The organism is Catenulispora rubra (assembly GCF_015356825.1).
GTDB classification, from domain to species: Bacteria; Actinomycetota; Actinomycetes; order Streptomycetales; family Catenulisporaceae; genus Catenulispora; species Catenulispora rubra.
Map to the genome: position 1 here is coordinate 59,179 of NZ_JAACYW010000021.1, position 11,349 is coordinate 70,527.

At 71.6% G+C, this 11,349-nt stretch carries 12 protein-coding genes; 5 read left to right on the forward strand and 7 right to left on the reverse strand.

Features of this window, described 5'->3' with window-relative positions:
- Positions 1–4: 4 nt before the first annotated feature.
- A complete protein-coding gene (locus tag GWK61_RS08955) occupies positions 5–754 on the reverse strand; it encodes an ABC transporter permease (protein ID WP_194906969.1) in 750 nt (249 codons plus the stop codon).
- The gene (locus tag GWK61_RS08960) at positions 751–1,668 is read right to left on the reverse strand and encodes an ABC transporter ATP-binding protein (protein ID WP_194906971.1); all 918 of its coding nucleotides are present in this window, start codon (positions 1,666–1,668) and stop codon (positions 751–753) included. The genes GWK61_RS08955 and GWK61_RS08960 overlap by 4 nt, the downstream gene beginning before the upstream one ends.
- 146 nt (positions 1,669–1,814) lie before the next feature.
- Here GWK61_RS08960 and GWK61_RS08965 point away from each other — a divergent pair, with 146 nt between their 5' ends.
- On the forward strand, positions 1,815–3,047 hold the full coding sequence (locus GWK61_RS08965; RefSeq protein WP_194906973.1) for a sensor histidine kinase: 1,233 nt from the start codon (positions 1,815–1,817) through the stop codon (positions 3,045–3,047).
- Entirely contained in the window at positions 3,044–3,709 is a 666-nt protein-coding gene (locus GWK61_RS08970) for a response regulator transcription factor (protein ID WP_194906975.1), read from the forward strand. The genes GWK61_RS08965 and GWK61_RS08970 overlap by 4 nt, the downstream gene beginning before the upstream one ends.
- Positions 3,710–3,730: 21 nt before the next feature.
- Here GWK61_RS08970 and GWK61_RS08975 read toward each other — a convergent pair whose 3' ends face one another.
- Positions 3,731–4,468, reverse strand: a complete 738-nt coding sequence (locus GWK61_RS08975; protein WP_194906977.1) for an SDR family oxidoreductase — start codon at positions 4,466–4,468, stop codon at positions 3,731–3,733.
- Positions 4,469–4,509: 41 nt separating this feature from the next.
- Between GWK61_RS08975 and GWK61_RS08980 the strand changes: the two genes are divergently transcribed.
- On the forward strand, positions 4,510–5,277 hold the full coding sequence (locus GWK61_RS08980) for a phosphatase PAP2 family protein (protein WP_194906979.1): 768 nt from the start codon (positions 4,510–4,512) through the stop codon (positions 5,275–5,277).
- On the opposite strand, the gene GWK61_RS08985 is transcribed toward GWK61_RS08980, so the two are convergent.
- Genes GWK61_RS08985 through rimO form a run of 3 tightly spaced genes read right to left on the reverse strand, consistent with a single transcriptional unit; the run spans position 5,258 to position 7,946 of the window.
- On the reverse strand, positions 5,258–5,728 hold the full coding sequence (locus GWK61_RS08985; RefSeq protein ID WP_369125571.1) for a CinA family protein: 471 nt from the start codon (positions 5,726–5,728) through the stop codon (positions 5,258–5,260). The genes GWK61_RS08980 and GWK61_RS08985 overlap by 20 nt on opposite strands.
- A gap of 20 nt (positions 5,729–5,748) precedes the next feature.
- Positions 5,749–6,351, reverse strand: a complete 603-nt coding sequence (pgsA, locus tag GWK61_RS08990) for a CDP-diacylglycerol--glycerol-3-phosphate 3-phosphatidyltransferase (protein WP_194906982.1) — start codon at positions 6,349–6,351, stop codon at positions 5,749–5,751.
- Entirely contained in the window at positions 6,348–7,946 is a 1,599-nt protein-coding gene (gene rimO, locus GWK61_RS08995) for a 30S ribosomal protein S12 methylthiotransferase RimO (protein WP_194906985.1), read from the reverse strand. The genes pgsA and rimO overlap by 4 nt, the downstream gene beginning before the upstream one ends.
- A 96-nt stretch (positions 7,947–8,042) precedes the next feature.
- Here rimO and GWK61_RS09000 point away from each other — a divergent pair, with 96 nt between their 5' ends.
- A complete protein-coding gene (locus GWK61_RS09000) occupies positions 8,043–9,518 on the forward strand; it encodes an MFS transporter (RefSeq protein WP_194906987.1) in 1,476 nt (491 codons plus the stop codon).
- On the forward strand, positions 9,515–9,946 hold the full coding sequence (locus tag GWK61_RS09005) for a MarR family winged helix-turn-helix transcriptional regulator (protein ID WP_194906991.1): 432 nt from the start codon (positions 9,515–9,517) through the stop codon (positions 9,944–9,946). The genes GWK61_RS09000 and GWK61_RS09005 overlap by 4 nt, the downstream gene beginning before the upstream one ends.
- Before the next feature lie 127 nt (positions 9,947–10,073).
- Here the strand turns inward: GWK61_RS09005 and GWK61_RS09010 are convergent.
- Positions 10,074–11,349: helix-turn-helix domain-containing protein (locus GWK61_RS09010; protein WP_194906993.1), on the reverse strand; the 1,276-nt coding region annotated here is incomplete at its 5' end.

The window sequence follows — 11,349 nt, forward strand, 5'->3', positions numbered from 1 at the left end:
ACCCTCAATTCGTGTCGCGTCGGGTGACGATCAGCAAAGGCACGGCGACCGAGACCGCCAGATACAGCAAGCACACGCCCCACGCCGCCCCCGCGCCGAGCACGTAGTCCGCCGCCGACCGCGGCGTCGTGCGCGCCGGCGTCGCCATCGCCTCGCCGACCTTGGTGAACGTCAACCGCACCGCCTCGGCCCGGACCCCGTCCGGCAGCAGAGCGGGGATCACCCCCATCCCCACGAAGACGATCCCGACGAACGTCGCCACGGCGGCCGTCGTCCGCTGCAACACCACTCCGACGCAGAACCCGAACATGCCTACGAAGGCCATGTAGAACCCGCATCCGAGCACCGAGAACACCATGTCGTGAGCGGCCAGCGAGAAGTGCGCACCCCGCCGCCCGCACAGAATCTGCGCGGTGAAGAACGCGGCGAACGACACCACCTCCCCCACGACCACCAACACCGCGAACAGCAGCCCGGCCTTCGCCGCGATCACCACACGCCGCCGGGGCACCGTCGCGAACGTCGTCCGGATCAGCCCGGTGGTGTACTCCGACGACACCACCAGCACCCCGAGCACGCCGAACGCCAACTGCCCGAACACCGCCCCCTGCAACGCGTTCGTCGGCTCCACCTCCCCGGGCTTGGCGACCAGCGCATAGGTCGCCGCCAGCCCGATCGTCCCGACCGCCGCCACATACAGCGCGCACCACGTGGACCGCACGCTCCACAGCTTGATCCACTCCGACCTGATCACGCCTCGACCCCCCGATTCCCCCGATACTCGACCGCCGCGTCGGTCAGCTGCAGATACGCGTCCTCCAGCGACGTCGCATGCCGCGCCACCTCCAGCACCAGCACCCCGGCCGCGTGCGCCAGCCGCGCCACCGCGTCGCCGTCCAGCCCGACCACCCGCAGCGTGTCCGGACCCTCCGGCGTCACCCGGGCCCCGGCCGAGGCCAGCACCGTGATCAGCCGGCCGGGCTCGTCCGTCCGCACGCTCAGGAACCCGCCGCCGTACCGCTCGATCAGCTCGCGGGCCGGGAGGTCGGCGATCAGCCGCCCCCGTCCGATCACCACCAGGTGGTCGGCGGTGTTCTCCATCTCGCTCATCAGGTGGCTGGAGACGAACACCGTCCGCCCCTCGGCGGCCAGCCCCTTCATCAGATCCCTGATCCAGCGGATCCCTTCCGGATCCAGGCCGTTGACCGGCTCGTCGAACATCAGGATCCCGGGATCGCCGAGCAGGGCGGTCGCGATCCCGAGCCGCTGCCGCATGCCCAGGCTGAACCCGCCGACCCGATGCCCGGCCACGTCGGTCAGCCCGACCCGCGCCAGCACCTCGTCCACCCGCCGCCCCGGCAGCTTCCCGGCCGCGGCCACCGCCCGCAGATGCTGCCGCGCGCTGCGCCCCGGGTGCACTCCCCCGGCGTCCAGCAGCATGCCCACGTGGGTGAGCGGCCGCTCCAGCGCGGCGTACGGCCGGCCGGCCACCCGGATCCGGCCGGCGGTCGGCAGGTCCAGGCCGAGGACGGCGCGCATGGTGGTGGACTTCCCGGCGCCGTTCGGCCCCAGGAATCCGGTCACGCGCCCCGGGCGCACGCTGAACGTCAGGTCGCGTACCGCGTATCTGTCGCCGTAGCGTTTGCTCAGGTCTTCGATGTCGATCATGTCTCAATGGTCCGCATTGGCCGGAGCGCGCGCATCGGCGCAGAGGCTGATCTGTACGCCCCCCTTCAAAGCGCGGTCTCCTCCCCGGGTATGATTTTCGGCCCGCGACGTTGATCGCCATCCGTCCGCAGGCTTACGGTCGGCGCATGGCCGACCTCGCGGCACACTCCGTCCCGCCGCCGACCCGGAAGCCCGAGCCCGCCTCGTTCTCGCGGCGGATGCGCCCCTGGCAGTGGGTGGTGCTGGACGCCCTGGTGGCGCTGATGTTCCTGCTGCCGTTCGGGTCGAGCCGGTCACGCGCACCGGCGCATCAGAACCCGTGGCTGTCGCTGCTGGTCCTCGGCGTCACGCTGGCGTTCCTCGCCCGCCGCCGCTTCCCGATGACCGTCTGCCTGCTCCTCACCGCCGCGACCGTCACCCTGGCCACCGCCGGCGCACCGTATGACTCCTACGGTCCGTTCGCGATGATGTTCGCGCTCTACACCGTCGCGACGACCCGCTCCGGCCGCAGCACCACACTCGCCTCCGCCGCGGTCCTGACGGTGGCCCTGGTGATCCTGACCAGCCTGCACTACCCGGCCTCGGTCACGGCGCTCAGCGGAGTCGCGATCGGCGTGGCACCGTCGCTGACCGGCTACGTGGTACGCCAACAACGGCAATACCGCGCAGCGATGGCCGCCGTACGCGCCCGCAGGATCGAGGCCGAAGTCACCTCCAGGATGGCCGACGAACGGCTGCGCATCGCCCGCGAACTGCACGACGTGGTGGCGCACGCGCTCAGCTTGATCACCGTCCAGGCCGGGGTCGCCGTGTTCCGCCAGCACGAAGCCGACCAGATGCGGGCGACGCTCACCGCGATCGAGGAGACCGGCCGCAGCGCGATGATCGACATGCGCCAGCTGCTCGGCGTGCTCCGCAATACTCCGGCGCCGGACGCCGATCAACTCTCCACACCAGACCGAGAGCAGAACCGAGAGCCAGACCGAGCACCGGTCCCCGACCTACTGGACCTCGGCACCCTCATCTCCCAGGCGGCCCAAGCAGGCCTGCACATCAGCCTCCGGGAGGAGGGCGAGCGCCGAGTCATCCCCGCGGCCGTCGGCCTGGCGGTGTACCGCATCGTCCAGGAGTCCCTGACCAACATCCTGCGACACGCCCGAACCACCTCCGGCTCGGTCCTGCTCAGCTTCGCCCCACACCAACTGGCGGTCATCATCGCCAATCCCCCGCCGCCCGATGGACTGCCACCGGCCCCGCCCGGAACCCCGGGACACGGCCTGCGCGGCATGGCCGAACGCACCGCGCTGTTCGGCGGCACCTTCTCCGCAGGACCCTCGTCCGACGGCGGATTCACGGTCGCCGCGAGGTTCCCCGCATGAGCCGCATCCTCATCGCCGACGACCAGGCGCTGCTGCGCGCCTCGCTCCGAGCGCTGGTCAACGGTTACGACGGCTGCGAAGTGGTCGGCGAGGCGGAGAACGGCGCCCAGGCCGTTCACCTGGCCGCGGATCTGAGCCCCGACCTCGTGGTGATGGACGTCCGGATGCCCGTCCTGGACGGCATCGAGGCCACCCGCCGGATCACCGCGGCCGATCCGGCCGTCAGGGTCCTGATCCTGACCACCTTCGACCTCGACGAGTACGTCTACGAAGGCATACTCGCCGGAGCCAGCGGCTTCCTGCTCAAGGACTCGCCGCCGGCCGACCTGGTCAAGGCGATCGAGGTGATCCGCGGCGGCGAGGCCCTGCTCACCCCGGCCGCGACCCGCAGGCTGATCACCGAATTCGTCCGGGGCCGCAAGGCGAAAGGCCACCTCACGCCGACACCGGAAACGGCCCTCAACACCCTGACCTCCCGCGAGCGGGAAGTCCTGACCCTCGTCGCGCGCGGCCTGTCCAACACCGAGATCGGCACCGAACTCTTCGTCTCGATGTCGACGGTCAAGACACACATGTCATCGCTGCTGGCCAAGCTCGGCGCCCGCGACCGGGCCCAGCTGGTGATCCGCGCCTACGAAAGCGGCATGGTGCGGGCGGGATGAAACCCCGCCCGCGAACACGCCTCAGTTGCCCCCGGCCACCCGCAGCACCGCACCGGTGGTGAAACTCGCGTCGTCGCTCAGCAGCCACGCGATGGCCGCCGCGATCTCCTCCGGTTCGCCGGGCCGGCCGAGCGGAAGCATCGCGCCGCGCTTCTCGGCGCGGTCCGCGTCTCCCATGTCGGCGTGGATGCGGGTGCGCGTGACCCCGGCCTGCACCGAGTTCACCCGGATCCCCTCGCGTCCCAGCTCCTGCGCCAGGCCCACGGTGATCGAGTCGACCGCGGCCTTGGCGCCGGCGTAGTGCACGTATTCGCCGGGCGAGCCGCGGGTGGCCGCACCGGAGGAGACGTTCACGATCGCACCGCCCCCGCGCTTCGCCATCTCCTTGGCCGCGCGCCGGCAGCACAGCAGATAGCCGATCACGTTCACGTCGACGACCCGTCGGATGTCCGCCACGTCGGCGTCCACGAGGCGGGTCAGCGGACCGGTCACACCGGCGTTGTTGACCAGCCCGGTCACCCCGCCGAGCTCGCCGATCGCGGTGTCGAAGAGGCGCTCCACGTCCGCCTCGTCGGTGGTGTCCATCTTGACCGGCACGCAGCGCCGGCCGAGGTCGCGGACCTCCTCGGCCGTCGCTTCCGCGGCGGCGTCGTCGCTGAGGTAGCTGAAAGCGATGTCGTGGCCGTCCCGGGCCAGGCGCAGGGCGGTGGCGCGGCCAATTCCTCGACCGCCGCCCGTGATGATGGTGACGCGTTCCATACCGGCACGCTAGCCGTTCGCGTATGCGAGAGTTGGTCTTGATGACTGACGCGCAGATCGCCGACACCGGTCTCGGGGCTGGACCCGGTACGGCAGCAGAGCCCGGCAGGCCGCCCAGCAACCGCTGGCAGGCGCTACGGCAGCCGGAAGCCCTGATCCCGCTGGTCCTGGTCGGCATCTTCCTCGTGATATGGGTCCTCGTGCTGGCCCGTCCGACGTTCCTGACCTCGTTCGACCTCTGGGCCCGGAACCACATCCAGGACGTGGCGCACGCGACGCAGGGGAAGAACCGCTGGCCGGTCTTCAAGAAGATCGCCGACCTCGGCGGCGGCGTCGCCGTCCAGGGCGTGCCGTTCCAGATCCAGGTGCCGATGGTCGCGATGGCCCTCGTCGGCCTCGGCGCGGCGCTGCTCCGCCGCAGCTGGCGACCGGTCCTGGCGATGGCGGCCGGCTACGCGGCACTGCTGGTGGTGCTGTTCCTGAAGGCCGTCGGCGACCGCCCCGGTCCGAGCATGGCCGGCCAGGCGATGTCCGGCGGGCTCGGATACTTCCCGTCCGGACACACCGGCAACACGATGCTCGGCTACGGCACCGCGGCCCTGATCCTGGCCTTCGTGTTCACCGGCCACCGGATGCGGATCGCGATCACCGTGGCGATGACGCTGTGGGCGCTGACCGTGGGCTTCTCGCTGGTGTGGATGGACTTCCACTGGGTGTCGGACGTGCTTGGGTCATATGCGCTGTGCGGTGCGATGCTGTTCGGGGTGGCGCGGGTGCTCGGGTTCCGGATCAGCTCGGGTCGCGCTTGAGCGCCCGCGACAGCGCCCGGAGGACAGTCTGCGCGCGGATGGCCTCACGGTCGCCTTCCAGGTGCAGTTCCTCCGCGGTCGGCCCGTCGGAAGCACAGTGGCCGACGTAGACCAGCCCCACCGGCTTGCCGTCCTGCTCCGTCGGACCGGCCACCCCGGTCGTCGACAGGCCGATGGAGGCCCCGAACAACCGCCGCACACCCTCCGCCATCTGGCGCGCCACTTCAGCGTCCACGGCGCCCTGGCGGGCCAGCAGATCGGCGTCGACACCGAGCACCGAGGCCTTGATATCGGTGGCGTACGCGGTCACCGAACCGCGGAAGACCGCCGAAGCGCCGGGAACCGAGGTGATCGCCGCGGCCAGCAGCCCGCCGGTGAGGGATTCGGCGACCGCGACGGTGAAGCCCAGGGCCGTGCCGTCCTCGACCAGCTCGCTCGCGAGCCGGCGGATCTGCTCGATCTCCCCGGCCGCTACCGCTTCGTCCCGCTCCACCGCAGTCTCACCGCTCGCATCACGTAGTCCACCCCGGTCGCGACCGTCAGCACCAGCGCGGCGGCCATCGTCACCACGCTCACCCAGTGCCACCAGGTGGCCGAGGTCGGAATCAGATAGAAGAGGATCGCAAAGCCCTGCAGGAAGGTCTTGAGCTTCCCGCCCTGGCTGGCCGCGATCACGCCGTACTTCAGCACCCAGAACCGCAGCAGCGTGATGCCCAGCTCGCGGACGAGTATCACGATCGTGACCCACCAGCTCAGCTCGCCGAGCGCGCTGAGGATCACCAGCGCGGTGCCCATCAGGGCCTTGTCGGCGATGGGGTCGGCGATCTTGCCGAAGTCGGTGACCAGGTTGCGGGCCCGGGCGACCTTGCCGTCCAGGGTGTCGGTGATGTTCGCGACCACGAACACCGCGCACGCCATGCCCCGCCACGCGGCCGAGCTGCCGTGGTCGTGGGCGAGCAGGAAGCCGAAGAACGGCACCAGCAGCAGCCGCACCATCGTGAGGATGTTGGCCATGTTCCACAGACCCGCCGGGGACGCCTCCAGCGTCAGCGGGTCCGGGGCGGCGGCTTTCACCCGACCAAGCTTAGGGGAGTGATCGCCACGGCGTGCAGATCCACCCCTTCACTTCCCACCACCTTCGCGGGCACGATCGCGCCGGGCACGAGCTCCACCGCCGGCGTCCCCGGCTCCAGCGCCGGGACCAGCATGACCGAGCCGTCGACCTCCGGGCCCTGGAACGCCGCGCGGCCCTCGGCCACGCCGTCGTGCGCCACGGATTCCACCAGCACGTCGATCCGCTCGCCGACCCGGTCCTCGGCGCGCTGCGCGGTCAGCTCCTCGGCCAGGCCGGTCAGGTGCGTCACGCGCTCGGCGATCTCGTCCTCGTCGAGTTTGTCGTCGTAGCCGGCGGCCTCGGTGCCGTCCTCGTCGGAGTACCCGAACACGCCGATGGCGTCCAGCCGCGCCTGCGACAGGAACGTCTCCAGCTCCTCGAAGTCCGCGGCCGTCTCGCCCGGGAAGCCGACGATGAAGTTGGAGCGGACGCCGGCGTTCGGGACCCGGGTCCGGATGGTCTCCAGCAGCTCCAGGAACGACTCGGTGCCGCCGAAGCGGCGCATCCGGCGCAGCAGGCCGGGGGCCGAGTGCTGGAAGGAGAGGTCGAAGTAGGGCACGACGCCCTCGGTCGAGGACATCACGTCGATCAGCGTCGGGCGCATCTCGGCCGGCTGCAGGTAGCTGACCCGCAGCCAGTCCACGCCGTCGATCGCGGCCAGCTCCGGCAGCAGGGTCTCAAGGAGCTTGAGGTCGCCGAGGTCCTTGCCGTAGGAGGTGGAGTTCTCCGAGACCAGGACCAGCTCGCGCACGCCCTGCCCGGCCAGCCAGCGGGCCTCGTCGAGGATGTCGTGCGGCCGGCGGGACAGGTAGGAGCCGCGGAAGGCCGGGATCGCACAGAACGAGCAGCGGCGGTCGCAGCCGGAGGCCAGCTTGAGCGGGGCCGAGGGGCCGTCGTCGAGGCGGCGGCGCACGACGCGGCGGGTCGGCGGGGCTACCGGGGACAGGGTCGGGTCGTCGGGGCGCTCGGCGGCAGCTTGGGAATCAGCGGTCTCGACTGCGTCAGAAGTCTCAGAGACGTCGGTGGCGTCAGTGGCGTCGCCGTGGCCCGGTACCGCCACGCCGCCCTTGGCCGACTGCCGGTCCACCGGCGACAGCGGCAGCAGCGTGCGCCGGTCGCGCGGGACGTGCGAGACCGGGCGCTCGCCGTGCAGGATCGCGGTCAGCCGCGAGCTGATGTCCTGGTAGTCGTCGAAGCCCAGGACCGCGTCGGCCTCCGGCAGCGCCTCGGCGAGCTGCTGGCCGTAGCGCTCGGCCAGGCAGCCGACGGCTACTACGGCCTTGGGGCCTGAGCCCCCTGTGTTTTCTGCCTTCGCGTCGGCGGCCGCGATCAGCGTGTCGATCGAGTCCTTCTTCGCGGCCTCGACGAAGCCGCAGGTGTTGACCACCGCGATGTCCGCGCCGTTCGGGTCCTCGACCAGGTCCCAGCCGTCGGCGGCGAGCCGGCCGGCGAGCTCCTCGGAGTCCACGTCGTTGCGGGCGCAGCCCAGCGTGACCAGCGCCACCGTGCGGCGCGGGGACGTGGGCGGAGTGGCTGGGGACAGGGTGCCGGACATGGCCACCAGGCTACAGCGCGCGGGATAGTTGGCCAGACACAACAGTTGTGTGCTAACAATGGTTGCAGTAACACAACCTTTTCTTCGGGAGGCATCGTGCCCGAGATCGCGCAGCGCCGTCGCTACCTGATCCTCGTCATCTGCTGCATGAGCCTGTTCATCGTGGGGATCGACAACACCGCCGTGAACGTGGCCCTGCCGTCCATCCAGCGCGATCTGAAGGCCCCGGTCTCGGGGCTCCAATGGACCATCGACGCCTACACCCTGACCCTGGCCTGCCTGCTGATCCTGGCCGGCTCGCTCGGCGACCGGTTCGGCCGGCGCCGCGTGTTCATGACCGGGACCTCGTTGTTCGTCGTCGGCTCGGCGCTCTGCGCGCTGGCGCCGAACCTCGGCGCGCTGGTCGGCTCGCGCGCCGTCCAGGGCGTCGGCGGCGCGATGATGAACCCGGTCGCCATGTCGATCATCACCAACGTGTTCACCGACGCCAAGGACCGGGCCAAGGCGATAGGCGTGTGGTCGGCGGCGTTCGGGGTGAGCATGGCGGCCGGCCCGGTGGTCGGCGGTCTGCTGCTGAGCGCGACGAGCTGGCGGTCCATCTTCTGGGTGAACGTCCCGGTCGGGATCGCGGCCGTGGTGCTGACCGGGATCTTCGTGCCGGAGTCCAAGGCGCCGACCGCACGCCGCTTCGACCCGGCCGGCCAGGCGCTCGGGATCGTGTTCCTGGCCGGCGTCACCTACGCGATCATCGAGGCGCCCCGCGTGGGGTGGATGTCGGGACGCACCGTCGCGGTGTTCGTCGTGGCGATCGCGGCCGCGGCCGGGTTCGTGGCCTACGAACTGCGCCGCGCGCAGCCGCTGATCGACCCGCGGTTCTTCGGGAGCCTGCCGTTCTCCGGCGCCACGCTGATGGCGATCTCGGGGTTCCTGGCGCTGTCCGGATTCCTGTTCATGAACACCCTGTATCTGCAGGACGCGCTCGGCTACAGCGCGCTGAAGGCCGGGCTGCTGACGCTGCCGATCGCCGTGGCCAGCGTCATCGTCGGCCCGCGCTCGGGACGGTGGGTCGCCAACCACGGGCCGCGGGCGCCGTTGATGACCGCCGGCGTGCTGCTGGCGCTCAGCGCCCTGCTGCTGACCGGGCTGAGCCCCACGACGCCGGTGGCGCTGCTACTGGTCGCCTACGCGATCCTGGGCCTGGGCTTCGGCGCCCTGAACCCGCCGATCACCAACACCGCGGTGTCCGGCATGCCGCGGGCGCAGGCCGGGGTCGCGGCCGCGGTGGCGTCCACCAGCCGGCAGGTCGGGCAGACGCTCGGCGTGGCGATCATCGGCTCGGTGGTGGTGGCGCGGGCTACCGGCCCGGCCCGCACCGGACTGCCGGCGGCCAGCCACGCGGGGTGGTGGATCCTCGTCGGCTGCGGCCTTGCAGTGTTCGTACTAGGTATGCTCACGACCGGTAAGCGCGCGGCGGCGACGGCCGCGCGGACCGCGGCGCGGCTCACGGAGCCGAGCGAGCGCACCGACCCGACCGAGCCGACGACCGAACCCGGGATTGCCGCACTGCGATGAGCGACCACCCCAGCCACGACGCCTACCGTGCGCACGCCGCGATGCAGAAGCTGGTGCTGCACCAGCGCGACATCCGGCGCGCCGTGGAGGACGCGACCGGCGTGAGCTTCGGCCGCGCCCGCGCGCTGCGCCGGCTGGTGCACGGGCCTCTGCGGATGAGCGAGCTGGCGGCCCGCCTGGGGTGGGACAAGCCCTACACCTCGAACGTGGTCGACGATCTCGAAGAGCGCGGCCTGGTGACGCGGAGCGTGGCGCCGGACGACCGGCGGGCGAAGATGGTCGAGCTGACGGCCGAGGGGCACGCCGCCGCGGTGACCGCGATCCGGATCCTGGCCGAGCCGGCTCCGGGGCTTTCGCGGCTGAGCGATGAGGAGCTGGCTGTGGTGGCGGAGTTGTTGGAGAAGGCTTCGACCGAGAGCGAGTGCTGAGGTTCTGGGGCTTGCTCCAGCGCTTGCTCCGGATCTTGCTCCGGCTCCGAAAACAGGGGACGGCTGAGGGCGGCGACCGTGATGGTCGCCGCCCTCAGATCTGTTCGCTTACCGCTCGTCCCGCGCGTCAGCCGGTGACCGCGCCGGTCGGGTTCAACGTCACGTGCACGACCTGGCCGCTGCCGCCGGCCGCGCCGAGGTCCTTGCCGTTGAGCGTCAGGTGGACGGCCGCGGCGTTGCCGAGAGTCACGCCGAGCTGCTTGGAGTCCTGGAAGTTCTGCGTGCTGCCGGCCGGCAGGAGGTTGTCGAACAGGACCTTGCCGTCCGGGCCGGTGACGTTCAGCCAGCTGTCGGAGCCGACCGCGGCGATCCGGACCGCCACGCCCTTGGGCGTCGGCGGCGCGACCGGGGGCGGCGGCTTGATCGCGGCGGCCTTCGGCGCGGGCGCCGGGACCGCGGCCGCGGCGGTCTTGCCGTCGCCGCCGTCGCCGATCAGCTGCACGCCGGCGAAGACCACGAGGCCGAGCAGGGCCACCAGCATCGCGGCGGTCCAGTTGGCCGACTTGGGCTGGCGCTCGATCTTGCCGGGGTCATCCTTGCGGGGCGGCTGCGGCGGACGGACGGAGCCGGATCCGCCGCTCCTGCCGGCAGCGAGTGCCGGCTTGCCCGTGATCGGGCCGTTGCCGCTGCCTCCGCTCTTGCCCCGGCTCGCGGCGACGAGCGTCGCGCCCTCGGCTGCGGGACGGATGACCCGGCTGGGAGCGCGTCCGGCGAAGCGCGCGGCGTTGTCACGGGCTGCGCTGGTCGGGACGGCGTTGGAGGACGGCGCGCTTGTCCTCTTGGCCGGCTCGGGGCTGTTCTGGCTGACTGCAGCGGGGGCTACGGCCTTCGCCGTAGCCGTGGCGGCTTCGGCGCGCGGCGTCACCCGCGACCGTCCCCGCACCGGCAGGTCGCTCGGCACGAACGGCGGGTGCTCCGCGAGCAGCGGCTCCGGGTCGATGCCGACGACCTTGGCGATGGCGCGAACGTGGCCGCGGGCATAGACGTCGCCGCCGCAGTGCACGAACTCGCCGGCCTCGATCTCCCGCAGCATGCCCGGCCGGATGCGGGTGGCCGCCACGACCTCCTCGATCGACAGGCCGGCGCGCTGGCGCGCGAGCGACAGCCGGCGGCCGACGATCTGGGAGTCGGTGAGGTCGGCGGGCTCGGCGGGGTCCGCCGACACCGACCCCGGCTCCGAAGCCGCGGCCGGCACAGCGGGCGCAGCGGGCACAGCAGGCGCGACGTGCGCCGACACCGCCGCGTCCGCATCGGCCCCGGCAACCGTCGCGACCTCAGTCGCGACCTCACCGACGACCTCGGTGGCGGTGCCGGCACGCGCCGCAGTTCGCGCACCGACACCG

Excerpts from the sequence above, each read along its gene's own strand:
- GWK61_RS08960 (WP_194906971.1), bottom strand. The coding sequence starts at position 1,668 with ATGATCGACATCGAAGACCTGAGCAAACGCTACGGCGACAGATACGCG.
- GWK61_RS08965 (WP_194906973.1), top strand. The coding sequence starts at position 1,815 with ATGGCCGACCTCGCGGCACACTCCGTCCCGCCGCCGACCCGGAAGCCC.
- GWK61_RS08970 (WP_194906975.1), top strand. The coding sequence starts at position 3,044 with ATGAGCCGCATCCTCATCGCCGACGACCAGGCGCTGCTGCGCGCCTCG.
- GWK61_RS08975 (WP_194906977.1), bottom strand. The coding sequence starts at position 4,468 with ATGGAACGCGTCACCATCATCACGGGCGGCGGTCGAGGAATTGGCCGC.
- GWK61_RS08980 (WP_194906979.1), top strand. The coding sequence starts at position 4,510 with ATGACTGACGCGCAGATCGCCGACACCGGTCTCGGGGCTGGACCCGGT.
- rimO (WP_194906985.1), bottom strand. The coding sequence starts at position 7,946 with ATGTCCGGCACCCTGTCCCCAGCCACTCCGCCCACGTCCCCGCGCCGC.
- GWK61_RS09005 (WP_194906991.1), top strand. The coding sequence starts at position 9,515 with ATGAGCGACCACCCCAGCCACGACGCCTACCGTGCGCACGCCGCGATG.